Origin of the sequence: Stenotrophomonas sp. WED208, from assembly GCF_040984485.1 — a bacterium.
GTDB lineage: Bacteria > Pseudomonadota > Gammaproteobacteria > Xanthomonadales > Xanthomonadaceae > Stenotrophomonas > Stenotrophomonas riyadhensis.
This window is the reverse complement of the sequence record NZ_JAZARB010000001.1, coordinates 661,766-675,869: the sequence shown is the minus strand read 5'-3', so window position 1 is coordinate 675,869 and position 14,104 is coordinate 661,766. Positions and strand designations below refer to the sequence as shown.

11 protein-coding genes are annotated in these 14,104 nt (G+C 66.7%); 5 read left to right on the top strand and 6 right to left on the bottom strand.

Features of this window, described 5'->3' with window-relative positions; translation table 11 throughout:
* Positions 1–31 precede the first annotated feature (31 nt).
* From VPH47_RS03020 to VPH47_RS03010, 3 genes are all read left to right on the top strand, one after another.
* The gene (locus VPH47_RS03020; protein WP_164162137.1) at positions 32–1,051 is read left to right on the top strand and encodes a glucokinase family protein; all 1,020 of its coding nucleotides are present in this window, start codon (positions 32–34) and stop codon (positions 1,049–1,051) included.
* A gap of 143 nt (positions 1,052–1,194) precedes the next feature.
* Positions 1,195–3,855: a TonB-dependent receptor gene (locus VPH47_RS03015; RefSeq protein ID WP_368850086.1), complete on the top strand. Its 2,661-nt coding sequence runs from the start codon at positions 1,195–1,197 to the stop codon at positions 3,853–3,855.
* Between the two features lie 111 nt (positions 3,856–3,966).
* Positions 3,967–6,324: a beta-N-acetylhexosaminidase gene (locus VPH47_RS03010; RefSeq protein ID WP_368850085.1), complete on the top strand. Its 2,358-nt coding sequence runs from the start codon at positions 3,967–3,969 to the stop codon at positions 6,322–6,324.
* Positions 6,325–6,472: 148 nt separating this feature from the next.
* Here the strand turns inward: VPH47_RS03010 and VPH47_RS03005 are convergent, their stop codons facing one another.
* Both VPH47_RS03005 and VPH47_RS03000 read right to left on the bottom strand, forming a co-directional pair.
* Positions 6,473–6,865 (bottom strand): VanZ family protein, encoded by a 393-nt coding sequence (locus VPH47_RS03005; protein ID WP_368850084.1) that lies wholly within the window; start codon positions 6,863–6,865, stop codon positions 6,473–6,475.
* Positions 6,862–8,046, bottom strand: a complete 1,185-nt coding sequence (locus VPH47_RS03000; protein ID WP_350259600.1) for an SAM-dependent methyltransferase — start codon at positions 8,044–8,046, stop codon at positions 6,862–6,864. Before VPH47_RS03000 ends, VPH47_RS03005 begins: the two co-directional genes overlap by 4 nt.
* Before the next feature lie 59 nt (positions 8,047–8,105).
* Between VPH47_RS03000 and VPH47_RS02995 the strand changes: the two genes are divergently transcribed.
* On the top strand, positions 8,106–8,843 hold the full coding sequence (locus tag VPH47_RS02995; protein ID WP_008265570.1) for a pteridine reductase: 738 nt from the start codon (positions 8,106–8,108) through the stop codon (positions 8,841–8,843).
* 60 nt (positions 8,844–8,903) lie between these two features.
* Here the strand turns inward: VPH47_RS02995 and folK are convergent, their stop codons facing one another.
* The gene (gene folK / locus VPH47_RS02990; RefSeq protein ID WP_368850083.1) at positions 8,904–9,389 is read right to left on the bottom strand and encodes a 2-amino-4-hydroxy-6-hydroxymethyldihydropteridine diphosphokinase; all 486 of its coding nucleotides are present in this window, start codon (positions 9,387–9,389) and stop codon (positions 8,904–8,906) included.
* 90 nt (positions 9,390–9,479) lie between these two features.
* On the opposite strand from folK, the gene VPH47_RS02985 reads away from it, so the two are divergent.
* Positions 9,480–10,223 (top strand): 20S proteasome subunit A/B, encoded by a 744-nt coding sequence (locus tag VPH47_RS02985; RefSeq protein ID WP_110713713.1) that lies wholly within the window; start codon positions 9,480–9,482, stop codon positions 10,221–10,223.
* Between the two features lie 75 nt (positions 10,224–10,298).
* Here VPH47_RS02985 and VPH47_RS02980 read toward each other — a convergent pair whose 3' ends face one another.
* From VPH47_RS02980 to VPH47_RS02970, 3 genes are read right to left on the bottom strand one after another with little or no spacing between them, the layout of a single operon-like run.
* Entirely contained in the window at positions 10,299–11,810 is a 1,512-nt protein-coding gene (locus VPH47_RS02980; protein ID WP_110713715.1) for an ATP-binding protein, read from the bottom strand.
* A gap of 4 nt (positions 11,811–11,814) precedes the next feature.
* Positions 11,815–12,255 (bottom strand): response regulator, encoded by a 441-nt coding sequence (locus VPH47_RS02975; RefSeq protein ID WP_005411057.1) that lies wholly within the window; start codon positions 12,253–12,255, stop codon positions 11,815–11,817.
* Complete coding sequence (locus VPH47_RS02970; RefSeq protein ID WP_110713717.1) at positions 12,252–14,069, bottom strand: ATP-binding protein; 1,818 nt, start codon at positions 14,067–14,069, stop codon at positions 12,252–12,254. Before VPH47_RS02970 ends, VPH47_RS02975 begins: the two co-directional genes overlap by 4 nt.
* Positions 14,070–14,104: the final 35 nt, after the last annotated feature.

Sequence of the window (14,104 nt, the reverse complement as noted above, 5' to 3'; positions counted from 1 at the left end):
GGGTCCGGCCCCACCTGCAGCAGGAGCCCGCGTGACCGCCAGCCACCCCGCCCCGGCCCATGTCCTGTCCCGAGTCGCGCCCTCGTTCCTGGCCGCCGACGTCGGTGGCACCCATGTGCGCGTGGCCCGGGTCCAGGCCAGCGGTGATGCCGCCCACCCGGTGCAGGTGCTGGAGTACCGCAAGTACCGCAATGCCGACCATGCCGGCCTCAGCGCGATCCTGTCCGACTTCCTTGGCGAAGGCCCGCGGCCCACGCATTGCGTGGTTGCCAGCGCCGGCTACGCCCGCGAGGACGGCACGGTGATCACCGCCAACCTGCCGTGGCCGCTGTCGGCGCGCCAGGTGGAAGCAGACGTCGGCCTGCAGCGGGTCTACATCGTCAATGACTTCGAAGCGGTGGCCTATGCCGCCGCGCAGGTGGACGCCAGCGGCGTGCTGCACCTGTGCGGGCCGGACACCGCTGCGCGTGGCCCGACCCTGGTGGTCGGCCCCGGCACCGGCCTCGGCGCCGCGCTGTGGATTCCCACCGCGCACGGTCCGGTGGTCCTGCCGACCGAAGCCGGCCAGCCGACCCTGGCGGCCAGCACCGAACTGGAAATGGCCATCGTCCGCCACATGCAGCGCGACCGCGCCCACGTGTCGATCGAACACGCGATCTCCGGCCCGGGCCTGATGAACCTGTACCGCGCGGTGTGCGCGCTGCAGGGGCAGGCACCGACCCTGGCCAGCCCCGATGCAGTCACTGCCGCGGCCATGGCCGATACCGACGTGCACGCGCGCCAGGCGCTGGATGTGTTCTGCGGCCTGCTCGGCAGCACCATCGGCGACATGGCGCTGTTCTACGGCGCCCACGGTGGCGTCTACCTGGCCGGCGGCATCCTGCCGCAGATCCGCGAATACCTGCATGCCAGCACCTTCGTCGAACGCTACCTGCAGAAGGGGCCGATGGGCGAAGCGCTGGCACGCATCCCGGTGAAGGTCGTCGAACACGGCCAGCTGGGCGTGGTCGGCGCTGCCAGCTGGTACCTGCAGCAGCAGTCGGCCGCCTGACACCGCAACAGGCTTCAACGCAATCGCAGCACGCAGTACGTGGCACGCCAACGCACGGGACTTCGCCGCCGCCCCGCGCATGTCTTCGCAACCGTAATCGAACACCGCCGCCGGCATCCAATCGAGTGATGAGGAGAGACATCATGAACACCCGCAAGACCCTGCTTTCGGCCGCCATCGTCAGCTGCATCGCCTTCAGTGCGCACGCGCAGCAGGCCTCCCAGACCGCCACCGACCTGGACACCGTGCAGGTCACCGGCATCCGTGGTTCGATGGAAAAATCGCTGGACACCAAGCGCGAAGCGAACGCACGCGTGGAAGTGGTCACCGCCGAAGACGTGGGCAAGCTGCCCGCGCACAACGTCGCCGACACCCTGCAGCGCCTGCCGGGCGTCAACATCAGCTCGTCCAGCGCCGACGAAGGCGGCTTCGATGAAGCCGACCGTGTCAGCCTGCGCGGCACCAGCCCGAGCCTGACCCAGACCCTGATCAACGGCCACACCGTCGGCTCGGCCGACTGGTTCGTGCTCAGCCAGGGCAACAACGTCGGCCGCAGCGTCAGCTACTCGCTGCTGCCGTCGGAACTGGTCAGCTCGGTGGAAGTGAACAAGTCCTCGCAGGCCAAGCTGCAGGACGGCGGCACCACCGGTACCGTCAACATCATCACCCGCAAGCCGCTGGAATTCTCCAAGCAGTTCACTGCGGAAGGCTCCATCGGCATGGTGCGTTCGGACCAGGCCAAGTCGAACGACCCGCAGCTGTCGGCCTTGTTCAACTACAAGAACGACGAAGGCACCTTCGGTGTGATGCTGCAGGCCTTCAGCCAGAAGCGCGAGCTGCGCCGCGAAGCGCAGGAAATCCCGGGTGGCTTCTTCAAGATCGGCGCAGGCGATCCGGTGGCCAAGACCAATCCGGACCTGATCGGCGTCAATGTTCCGGGCCTGCTCGGCTCGACCCTGTTCGAACAGACCCGCAAGCGTACCGGCGGCCTGGTCTCGCTGCAGTTCAAACCGACCGACGACCTGAGCTTCGTGCTCAGCGGCTTCAGCTCCAAACTGGAAGCCAACAACTACAACCGCAACTTCATGATGTACGGCAACAGCTTCGCCAAGTCGCAGGCGCCTGATCCGGGCTATGTGGTGAAGGACGGCGTACTGACCCAGGCCAGCTACAAGGGCATGCCGGACACCAACTACGCGGTGTACGACATGATCTACCGCGAATCGACGGCCAAGACCAACTACATCACATTGGATGCCGATTGGCAGGTCAGCGAGAACCTGACTGCCAAGTTCCAGGCTGGTACCACCAAGGGTACCGGTGAGACCCCGCGCCAGTACATCGCCGAACTGCTGAGCGCCAAGGGTGGCGGTGCCAGCTGGAGCACCCATGGCAACAGCTCGCCGATCGACTGGAATGTCGGCGGCGACCTCACCCCGGCCGGCGCCAGCTGGAATGGCACCTGGGGCAACCAGCAGGTCACCGCGATCGACAAGGAAAAGTGGGCCAACGTTGACTTCAGCCAGTACTTCAACGCCGGCGTGCTGAGCTCGATCGATTTCGGTGCCCGCTATGCCGACCACAAGCGCGAGGCCAAGTCGCCGGAAGGCGCAACCCCGGGCAACATCTGGGATGCGCTGCGTGGCAGCGCGACCGCGAACTATCCGGGTGGTTTCGCCAGCAGCATCGGCGGCAGCTTCCCGCGCAACCTGTGGTACTACACCCCGGCCGCCCTGAAGGACGCGGTGACCAACAACTCCGAATGGCTGTCGGGCAATGACGGTCCGGATGGCCGCCACAACTATGGCGCCGAATGGAAGGTGACCGAAAAGAACTTCGCCGCCTACGTGCAGGGCAACTTCAGCGGCGATCGCTGGAGCGGCAACGTCGGCCTGCGCTACGTCAACATCAAGCAGGACATCGATACCTACGCCACCGCCATGGGCTCGACCGTGCCGGACGTGAAGAGCCTGTTCGGTGCCTGGACCCGCGAAGCCTTCGAGAACAAGCACAACCGCGTGCTGCCGAGCGCCAACTTCAAGTACGACCTGCGTGACGACCTGGTGCTGCGCCTGGCCGCCTCGCAGACCCAGACCCTGCCCGACTACTCCGCACTGGGTGCGTCTTCGTACGGCTCGGATCTGAACCGCACCGGTGGCGGCGGCAATCCGAAGCTGAAGCCGGTGATTTCGACCAACTTCGACGCCAACCTGGAGTGGTACTTCATGCCGCGCGGCATGCTGTCGGTCGGTGCGTACTCGATGCGCCTGAAGGACTACGTGGCCTTCAGCACCGAGAAGCAGATGCTGTTCAGCGAGCTGACCAACCGGCTCGAAGAGTACGACATCTCGCGTCCGAAGAACGCCGACGGCAAGGTTCGCGGTATCGAAGTGGCCTACGAGCAGCCGATCGGCGAGTACTTCGGCGTCAACGCCAACTACACCTACGCCGATGGCAGCACCGAACACACCTGGGCCGATGGAACCGACAACCTGCTGGGCACTTCGAAGAACACCTACAACGTGGGTGCCTACTTCGAGAACGACACCTTCGGTGCACGCGTCAGCTACACCCGCCGCTCGTCGTTCCTGATCGGCCTGTCCGGTGCCAACCCGTACTACCAGGATGACTTCGGCACGCTGTCGGCATCGCTGAGCTACAAGGCCACCGACTGGCTGAGCATCAGCTTCGATGCGCTGAACCTCAACAACCCGACCTACAAGTATTACCAGACCGCGGCCATCCCGACCTCGTTCTACAGCAACGGTCGCCAGTACTACCTCAACTTCCGCTTCAAGTACTGATCCAGCGGCGGCAACATCGCCGAGTCGTGCACGCACGCCGGGCCTGGGTCATTCCGGGCCCGGCGTTTTTCATGTATAGCGTTCATCGCACCGTTCCAAGGAGTCGTTCCGATGGTCAAGCCTTCCCGCGCCCGGATGCGCAGCGCAGTGCTGCTGGGCAGCCTGCTCGCTCTGTTGCCGGCACTGCCGGCACTCGCCGCCGATCCCACGCCGGCCGCTGAAGCGCCCGGTCCGCAGCTGCGCGCCGGCAGCCTGATGCTGATTCCCGCCCCCGGCAACGTGCAGGCCGGCCAGGGCAGCGGCATCACCGTGCGCGCCGATACCGTGCTGCACGCCGAAGGCGAGGCCGCACAGCGCGTCGCTGCCCAGTTCGCGGACCTGCTGGCCCGCAGTGGTGGGCCGCGCCTGGTCCTGGCCAAGGGCAAGGCTGCAGCCAGGGCCGGCAGCATCCGCTTCCAGATCGTGCCCACCTTCCGCGACAGCGGTGAGGGTTACACGCTGGACAGCACCGCGCAGGGCGTGGTGATCCAGGCTGGCAACGAAACCGGCCTGTTCTATGGCGCGACCACGCTCGCCCAGCTCGCCACCGGCGGCAGCAATGGGATGCTGCCAGCGGTGCAGATCCAGGATGCGCCGCGCTTCAGCTGGCGCGGTTTCATGCTCGACTCGGCACGGCATTTCCAGAGCCTGGACGAGATCAAGCGCGTGCTCGACGCAATGGCTGCGCACAAGCTCAACACCTTCCACTGGCACCTCACCGATGACCAGGGCTGGCGCATGGAGATCAAGCGCTACCCGAAGCTGACCGAAGTGGGCAGCTGCCGCCTCCCGGCCGGCGATGGCGGCATCGATCCGGCCAGCGGCCAGGAGCACCCGTACTGCGGCTTCTACACGCAGGACCAGATCCGCGAGGTGATCGCCTATGCCGCGAAGCTGCATATCCAGGTGATTCCGGAAATCGATGTGCCGGGGCACGCGACCGCAGCGATCGCCGCGTATCCGGAACTGGGTTCGATCAATGCCCCGCTGAAGCCGATCAGCGAATGGGGCGTGTTCCCGAACCTGTTCAACGTGGAAGACAGCACCGTCACCTTCCTCGAGAACGTCCTGGAGGAAGTGATCGAACTGTTCCCGGCCAAGTACGTGCACGTGGGCGGCGACGAGGCGGTCAAGGACCAGTGGGAAGCCTCGAAGCAGGTGCAGCAGCGCATGCGTGCGCTGGGCATCAAGAATGAAATGGCCATGCAGAGCCACATCATCAAGCGCCTGGAGACGTTCCTGGAGGAACACGACCGGCGCCTGATCGGCTGGGATGAGATCCTCGAAGGGGGTCTGCCACCGCAGGCCACGGTGATGTCGTGGCAGGGCACCGAAGGTGGCCTCGCTGCGGCCAGCGCCGGGCATGACGTGATCATGTCGCCGGTCGGCTACCTGTACCTGGACTACCTGCAGACGGCCTCACCGAACGAACCGCCCGGCCGCCCGACCCAGGTCAACCTTGGCAAGCTCTACAACTTCGAGCCGGTGCCGGCCGAACTGGCCGCCGACAAGCGCGGGCACATCCTCGGCCTGCAGGCCAACATGTTCACCGAACACACGCGCAGCTATGCACGCCTGCAGCACAACCTGTTCCCGCGCCTGGCCGCCGTGGCCGAGACAGGCTGGAGCACACCGGAACATCGCGACTTCCGCGATTTCCTCGCACGCCTGCCAGCGCAGCTGCAGCGCTACCGCGCCTGGGGCCTGGCCTATGCGCAGACTCCGTTCGAAGTAGGCGTGGACTACACCGATGATCGCGCGAAGAACACGGTGACCGTGTCGCTGGCCAATCCGCTGGGCTATGAAGTGCGCTACAGCACCGATGGCCAGCCGGTGACCGCACAGTCACCGTTGTATCAGCAGCCGCTGACCGAAACGCTGCCCGCCAACGTGCAGGCGGCCGCGTTCTACCAGGGCCAGATGCTGGCCGCGAAGCCGACGGTCGCGAACTTCAGCGCACAATCGCTGCTCAGCCGCCGCAGCGATGAACTGCTCAGCTGCGTGGGCAAGAAGGGGCTGGTGCTGCGCCTGGAAGACGATGGCCCACGCGAGGGCCCCCGTGCGGTGTTCAACGTGGACATCTTCCAGCCGTGCTGGCGCTGGCCGCAGGCGCAGCTGGACGGCATCGGCAGCGTGGAAGTGCGTGCAGGTCGCATCCCGTACTACTTCCAGCTGGCCCACGACGAACCCAAGCGCCGTTTCGAGAAGGCCAAGCGCGCGCATGGCGAGATGCAGGTGCGTCGTGGCGACTGCAGCGGCAAGGTGCTGGCTGAAGTAGCGTTGCCGGCCAAGCCCGATGCCGATGGCTTCGTGACGCTGAAGGCCACGCTGCCGAAGGACACCCAGGGCACGGGTGACCTGTGCATCAACTTCACCGGCGATACGCGCCCGGCGATGTGGGTGCTGGATGAGGTCACGCTGGGGAAGTAATGACAGGTCTGTCATGGTGGGTGCCGACCTTGGTCGGCACCTCGGGCAGCTCATCCTCGCATGGCGTGGATCTACTGTAGAGCCGAACCCATGCTCGGCTGCTTTTCAACCAGAAAGCCGAGCGTGGGCTCGGCTCTACAGCACGCCTTTACCCGCGCCAGCGCAGCAGCAGATCGCGCAGCGGGGTCAGTGCCGTAGCCAGACCGGCCAGCACGCCGATCGTGTTGGCCAGCGCATCCATCGGGTCGGCGGTGCGGTCGCTGGTCAGCGCACCCTGCGCGAACTCGATGCCGATCCCCATCAGCACCAGACCCACGCCGACCCACAGCAGCGGACGTCCGCGCCGGAACAGCTGCACCGCGCTGCCCGCCAGGATGAAGTAGGCGAGGAAGTGCTCGCCCTTGTCGCTGTTTTCCGGCAGCGGAATCGGCGGCGGCGGGATCAGGCAGACCACGATCACCAGCAGCACCGCCGTCGCCCACAGTACGGTCCACAACCGCGGCCGACGCAGCGGCTTGATCACCGGCAACGCGTGGCTCACAGGCGCCAGCTCAGGTCACCCAGCTCGAAGGCCGGTTCGAAATCGACGCCACGCTGCAGGCCGATGGCCTGGAAGCGCTCGCCCATTTCGGTCGGCAGGGTCAGCTTCTTCACCTGGTCACGCAGCTGGATGCGGCCCACTTCATCGGTGCGTTCCTCGGCCAGCAGCAGCACCTGGTCCAGCCCGTTGCCGAGCAGGAAACTGGCCTGGCTGCAGTAGCCGGCCAGCTCGAAACCACCGTGCATGCCGGCCTCGGCCATCGCGGTGAAATCCACCGACGCGGTGATGTCCTGCAGGCCCGGCCAACGATGCACGTCGTTGTGCACGTGATGGCGGTAGAACGCGCGCACGGTGCCATCATCGCGGTCGTGCTGGTAGAACTCGCCGCGGTTGTAGCCGTAATCGACGAACAGCATCGCGCCGCGCTGCAGGCCGCCGGCCACCGCCTGCAGCCAGTACGGCAGCTGCGGCAGCACCTCGGAACGGTAGCCCTCGGCGAAGGGCTTTTCCAGGTAGCGCTCGATATGGCGCACTGCCCCGTTGAGCAGGATGTCAGCCGGCTGCGCGCCCCGGATGAAGTTGCCCTCGGCGTCCAGCTCCACGGTTTCCTCGTAGACCTCGCCATCCCGGATCAGGAAGCGCGGGGTCGGCAATGCGTCGATCACCTCGTTGGCGAACACCACGCCCTCCCAGTCCTCTTCGAACGGGCGGTCGACCCAGTCCACGCGTGCGGCCAGCTCGGCCGGCAGGTTCTGCTGCAGGCGCAGCTGCTGGCGCTCGCGCAGGTCGGCGCTGGGTTCGAGGATGGCGTACCGCGACGGCAGTGCGTCGAGCTCGGCCAGGCGCAGCAGCACGGCTTCGGCGAAGGCGCCGGTACCCCCGCCCAGTTCCAGCATCCGCGCCTGCGCGCCCAACTGGGCGAACACCGGCGCCAGCGCATTGGCCACGCTGCCGGCGAACAGGCTGCCGAGCTCGGGTGCGGTGGTGAAGTCACCGCTGCCACCAAACTTGCTGGCGCCGGCGCTGTAATAGCCCCAGCCGGGGGTGTACAGGCACAGCTCCATGAAGCGGGAGAACGGCATCGCCCCGCCCTGCGCAAGGATTTCGGCGCGCAGGGCGGCGGCCAGCTGGTCGCTGTGGGCCAGGGCATCGGCTTCGGGCAGGGGGAAGGTGGGCTGCATGGCGTCTTCGAATGCGGTGACAATGGTGCACAGGATAGCCGAGCCTTGGAGGACCCTCGATGAGCGACACCCACCCCGTGGTCCTGATCACCGGCAGCGCGCGCCGGATCGGTGCGGCCATCGCCCGCCAGTTCCATGCCTGTGGCTGGTCGGTGGTGCTGCACGCCAACACCTCCAGCGCCGAGCTGCAGCAGGCCGCGTTCGATTTCGACAACGTGCGCCCGGGCAGCGTGCTGGCCCTGCAGGCCGACCTGCGTGACGCCGACGCCCTGCCCGACCTGGTGGAACAGGCCGTCACCCACTTCGGCCGGCTGGATGCGCTGGTCAACAACGCCTCCAACTTCTTCCCCACCCCGCTTGGCCAGGTCACCGCCGAGGCAATGGACGAGTTGTACGCGGTCAACGCGCGCGCGCCGCTGCTGCTGTCACAGGCGGCGGCGCCCTACCTGCGCCGCCAGCAGGGCTGCATCGTCAACCTGACCGACCTGCACGGCACCGACCCGATGCGCGACCACATCGCCTACACCATGGCCAAGGCCGCGCTGGAGATGGCCACCCGCTCGCTGGCGCTGGAGCTGGCGCCGAAGGTGCGGGTCAATGCGGTAGCGCCGGGGGCGATCCTGTGGCCGGAACAGGGCAAGGACGATTTCGCCCGCGAGGCGCTTCTGGCGCGTACACCGCTGGCGCGGATCGGCACCGTCGAGGAGATCGCCGAGGCGGTGTACTGGCTGGTGGCCGAAGCAAGTTTCGTCACTGGCCACACCCTGCGCGTGGATGGTGGGCGTACGGTCAGCTGAAATGTTGCCGGCCAGCGGCCGGCACTACCGGTAGTGCCGGCCGCTGGCCGGCAACCACCCTCATTCCAGGTCCACGACCTCGAACGCCTCGCCAAACTGCCTGTGCGCACGCCACAGCGTAGCCAGGTCCAGCCCGCTGACCGGGTCGATGAAGTCCGGCGCGATGTCGGCCAGCGGCTTCAGCACGAAGGCATGCTTCAGCTCCGGGCGCGGAATGCGCAGGTGGCCGGGGCCTTCAACCACCAGGTCGCCATAGAACACCACGTCGATGTCCAGGGTCCGGTCGGAGAAGCGCGGCCCGCTGCGGTCGCGGCCGTGCGCGTCTTCCAGCGCATGCAGCCAGTCGTCCAGTTCCTGCAGCGGCAGGTCGGTCTCGATCGCCACCGCATTGTTGAGGAAGGCCGGGCCATCGAAGCCGACCGCGGCGGTACGGTAGGCCGGCGATACCTGCAGCGCGCCGAAGCGCTCGCGCAGGGCCGTCACCGCGGCGTGGAGGTAGCGGCGGGGCTGGACGTTGCTGCCCAGGCTCAGGAGCACGGTGGTCATGCGTTCAGGTGACGGCACTTGGGGGGCGTGGACATGCCGTCGTCACGGCGGCCTGCCTACAATCCGGGACGCACATGATAGGGCACCGACATGACCTATTGCGTTGGAATCGAGGTGGACGAGGGCCTGGTCTTCGCTGCCGACACCCGGACCAATGCCTCGCTGGACGATGTGCGCGTGCACCGCAAGCTGCACGTGTTCGAGTACCCCGGCCAGGCAGCCTACGTGCTGATGGCGGCTGGCAACCTGGCCACCACCCAGCTGCTGGTGTCGCGCCTGGGGCGCGATGCCGACGAAGGGCGCGCGCCCAACCTGCGCGACATAACCCACCTGTTCGAAGCCGCCGAGTACGTCGGCCAGCTGCTGGTGGACAGCCAGGTGCACAGCAACCACAGCGAACATGGCCACGATGGGGTCAATACCCAGGCCACGCTGATCTTCGGCGGCCAGATCGCCGGCGAGCGCCCCGGGCTGTACATGATCTATCCGCTCGGCAACGCCATCGCCGCCTCGCCGGAGACGCCGTACCTGCAGATCGGTGAATCCAAGTACGGCAAGCCGATCCTCGACCGCATCCTCAGCCCGGCCACACACCTGGAGGATGCCGCGCGCACGGCCATCGTCTCGCTGGACTCCACCATCCGTTCCAACCTGTCGGTGGGCCTGCCGATCGACCTGGCGTTGCTGCGCGACGGCGAGTTGCGCATCGGCCAGCAGCTGCGGCTGGGCGCGGATTCAGCGCTGTATGCGGACATCCACCAGAACTGGTCGCGGCGGCTGGAACAGGCGGTGGATGCGCTGCCACGGTTCCCCTGGGAAACCCTGGACCGGTAGTGCCGGCCGCTGGCCGGCAACCGCAGTGATCCCACCGTACGGAGATGCCGGCCAGCAGCCGGCACTACCGCGGCATCAGCCAAGCGCTTCGGCCACCGCGCGGAACACCTGCTGCATCTGCAGCGGCTTGTGCAGCACATGCACCTCGACACCCGCAGGGAACGCATCGGCCGGTACCGTCACTGCCGCATCCTCCAGCACCAGCGCGGGGCCGCGATAGCCCAACGTCGCCATCTCGCCCAGCAGCTGGCTGGCCGGCAGCAGCTTGGAGCCAGCATCGGCAATCACCAGCGCCGGCATCGCCTCCTGCTGCATCCAGCGCAGCGCCGCCGGGCCATCGGAGGCCAGCTGCAACTGGTAGCCCTGGCTGGACAGCGCGTTGCCGAGCAGCGACAGGCGCGTGGCTTCGCCATCGACCACCAGGATCGACTGGCCGCTGCCCAGCGCCACCAGCTGCTCGATCGGCTCGCTGCCATCGATGGCCTCGTGCATCGGCAGCCGCAGTTCGAAGCAGGTGCCCTGCCCCGGCTGGCTGCTGACGTGGATGCTGCCGCCGGCGCCTTCAACGATGCGCTTGCAGGAAATCAGGCCCAGGCCCGTGCCATCGGCCTTGGTGGTGAAGAACGGATTGAACAGGTGCGACAGCGTGTCCGCATCCATGCCGATGCCTTCGTCGGCGACCCGGATGTGCATCCAGTCCACGCCATCGCGCTGGCCGGCATGGCTGGCAGTCAGGCTCAGGCGGCCGCCATTGGGCATCGCCTGGATCGCGTTGAGCGCCAGGTTCAACATCACCTGCTGCAGCTCGGTGTAGTTGGCATCGACCACCAGGCCTTCGTCCTGCACCTGCAGTTCCAGGCGCACGGCATCGGGCACGTTGCTGCGCAACAGCAGTGCCACCGCATCGAACAGGCCATCGATCTCGATGCGCTCGCTCGGCTTGCGCGAACCGCGCACGAACGACAGCATTGATTCGGCCATCTCGTGGCCACGCCGGCCGCACTCGGCGATGACATCGGCCAGATGGTGCAGCTGCGGATCCTCGGTACGCGCCTTCAGCAGGTCCGGCATGATCAGCAACGGCTGCAGGATGTTGCGCAGGTCATGGCTGAGGCCGGCGGCAAGCAGCGACAGGCTTTCCAGGCGCTGCGCGCGCATCAGTTCGGTTTCCACCCGTGCACGCTCCACCGCGCTGCGTGCATCGCGGATCGCACGCGCCACCGCCGACGGCAGGCGCGCCGGCAGGTGCTTGATGATGTAATCGTTGGCGCCCTTCTGCAGCGCCGCCACTGCGTTCTCCTCACCCATGGTGCCGGAGACGAAGATGAAGGGCACTTCCGGCGAGGTCTCGCGCACGATGCGCAGCGCGTCATCACCGGAGAACCCCGGCATGCTCAGGTCGGACAGCACGATGTCCGGCTGGAACCTGGCCAGTGCCTGGCGTAGTTCGGCCTCGCTCTCGACACGCTCGAAGCGGGCTTCCAGGCCCGCGTCGAGCATCTGTTCAGACATCAGCTCGGCATCTTCCGGTGAGTCTTCCACCAGCAGGATGCGCAGCGCCCCCAGGGCGGGACCGGTCAGGGGCATGGGCTCACTCGAGTTCCGGTGCCTGGTTGATCAACGCCCAGAACTTGCCCAGGGTCTGCACCGCGCCGAAGAACTGGTCCACGTCGACCGGCTTGACCACGTAGGCGTTCACGCCCATGTCCCAGCTGCGGGCCAGGTCGCTTTCCTCCCGTGAGGACGACAGGATCACCACCGGCAGGCGCTTGAGTTCTTCGTGCTCGCGGATCTGCCGCAGCACTTCCAGCCCATCCATGCGCGGCATCTTGATGTCCAGCAACAGCACCGCCGGCAGGCCTTCCTCGCGATTGGCGAAGGCACCACGGCGCAACAGGTAGTCCATCACTTCCACGCCGTCTTCGACGTGCACGATGGGATTGGCCAGACGCGCCTCTTCCAGGGCGTCGATCGCCATTTCGGCATCAGCCGGGCTGTCTTCGGCGAGAAGAATGGTGCGCAGAGTGGTCATGCAGAAGGCCCTTGTTTGTCCGCATCGATCGCGGGAGGCAGGTAGAAGTGGAAGGTGGCGCCGACGTCCGGTTCGGCCTCGGCCCAGATGCGGCCGCCATGGCGGGTCAGCACGCGGCGCACGCTGGCCAGGCCGATGCCGGTACCCGGGTAGTCACTGGCCTTGTGCAGGCGCTGGAACACACCAAACAGCTTGCCGGCGTAGGCCATGTCAAAGCCTGCACCATTGTCGCTGACCGTGAACTGATGACCGCCATCGGGCTGCGGCTGGTAATCCACGCGGATCTTCGCCGGCTCGCGGTTGCCCGAGTACTTCACCGCATTGCCGAGCAGGTTCAGCCAGACCTGGCGGATCATGTTCTCGTCCGCCACCACGATCGGCAGCGGCGCGATGCTCCACTCCACCTGGTGCGCGTGGCCGCTGCTTTCGGCCTCCGCCTGCAGGTTGGAATCGAGCATCGCACGGGTATCGGCCACCAGCGACTGCATGTCCACCGCCTGCTGGCGCATCGCCGCGCGGCCCAGCCGCGAGTAGACCAGCAGGTCGTCGATCAGTGCCGCCATGCGCCGCGCCGAACTGGAGATCACTTCCAGGTAATGGCGGCTCTTGTCGTCGGCAGCGTCGCCGAGGTGGCGCGACAGCTTGTCGGAGAAACCGGCCACATGGCGCAGCGGTGCGCGCAGGTCGTGCGACACCGAGTAGCTGAAGGCCTCCAGCTCACGGTTGACCTCGGACACCTGGGCCACCTTGCCTTCCAGCTGGCGATTCAGCTCTTCCACGCGCAGCTGAACCGCACGTTGCATGGTCACGTCACTGACCGTCAGCAGCACCACCTCGTCATCGGTATCCGGCAGCGGCATGCGCCGCGCATTGAGCAGCATGTAACGCGCCATGCCATCGGCAGTGCGCTGCTCGTGCTCGAAGTCCCACAGCTCCCGACCACGCGAGAGCACGTCGGACAGGCGCTGACGCACCACCGTGTCCTTCCACGCGCCATCACCGACGGATTCCAGCAGCAGGCCATCGGCACGTTCGTCCTGCAGCCCGTACAGCTCGGCGAAGGCAGGGTTGTGCAGCTGTACACGCAGGTCACGGTCAAGCAGCACGATCGGTTCGCGCACCGTCTGCAGTACCGACGCGGCACGTGCCGCCGCGCGCAGTGATTGCCGTTCGGCATGCAGGCGACGGCCGATCTGCCGCTGCAGCAGCCACAACACCAGGCCGAGCAGCGCCAGCTGGATCACCAGCGAACTCCACGACACCAGCTCGGTCTGCTTGCGCTGGCGCGCAGCCTGCTCCGCACGCAGGGTCAGCAGTTTCTGCTCGCTGGCCTGCAGTTCTTCAACCAGGCCGCGAATCGGATAGCGCGTGCTCAGGTCCTTCACCAGCCCGCGCTGATCACTGTTGGGCTCAGACTTGGCCAGCTCACGGGCAAGCGCCATGCGCCCTTCCAGCATCGACTCGATACGGCCGATGCGGATCAGCTGGTCAGGATTGTCGCGGGTCATCCGGCCCAGTTCGGCCAGGCGCCCGGGAATGTCGTTGGCCTTGGCCATGCGCTCGCGCAGCCCCGGCGCGTCCACACCCTTGGACAGCGTCAGCGCCGCCGACTCGACATCGCGTACGTCCGCCTGCAGCTGCTGCAAGGCTACGCCGACGGCCTGGGTGTGATTGACCCAGGCCATCGCCTGTTCGTTGTCCTGCTGCAGTTTGCGCAGGGTCAACCACGGCACCACGATGATCGCGGCGGCGGCCAGCGCCAAGGCTGGCAATCGCCAACGGTCCCAGATGTCGTCACTGAAAACCAGCGCCATAGTTCCTCGTCAGCACAGCCGCGAAGCGTTGTCCG

What these genes read in the sequence shown, in the direction of transcription:
- VPH47_RS03010 (WP_368850085.1), top strand. Translation starts at nt 3,967, where the DNA reads ATGGTCAAGCCTTCCCGCGCCCGGATGCGCAGCGCAGTGCTGCTGGGC.
- folK (WP_368850083.1), bottom strand. Translation starts at nt 9,389, where the DNA reads ATGACCACCGTGCTCCTGAGCCTGGGCAGCAACGTCCAGCCCCGCCGC.
- VPH47_RS02980 (WP_110713715.1), bottom strand. Translation starts at nt 11,810, where the DNA reads ATGCCCCTGACCGGTCCCGCCCTGGGGGCGCTGCGCATCCTGCTGGTG.
- VPH47_RS02985 (WP_110713713.1), top strand. Translation starts at nt 9,480, where the DNA reads ATGACCTATTGCGTTGGAATCGAGGTGGACGAGGGCCTGGTCTTCGCT.
- VPH47_RS03015 (WP_368850086.1), top strand. Translation starts at nt 1,195, where the DNA reads ATGAACACCCGCAAGACCCTGCTTTCGGCCGCCATCGTCAGCTGCATC.
- VPH47_RS02975 (WP_005411057.1), bottom strand. Translation starts at nt 12,255, where the DNA reads ATGACCACTCTGCGCACCATTCTTCTCGCCGAAGACAGCCCGGCTGAT.
- VPH47_RS02995 (WP_008265570.1), top strand. Translation starts at nt 8,106, where the DNA reads ATGAGCGACACCCACCCCGTGGTCCTGATCACCGGCAGCGCGCGCCGG.
- VPH47_RS03000 (WP_350259600.1), bottom strand. Translation starts at nt 8,046, where the DNA reads ATGCAGCCCACCTTCCCCCTGCCCGAAGCCGATGCCCTGGCCCACAGC.
- VPH47_RS02970 (WP_110713717.1), bottom strand. Translation starts at nt 14,069, where the DNA reads ATGGCGCTGGTTTTCAGTGACGACATCTGGGACCGTTGGCGATTGCCA.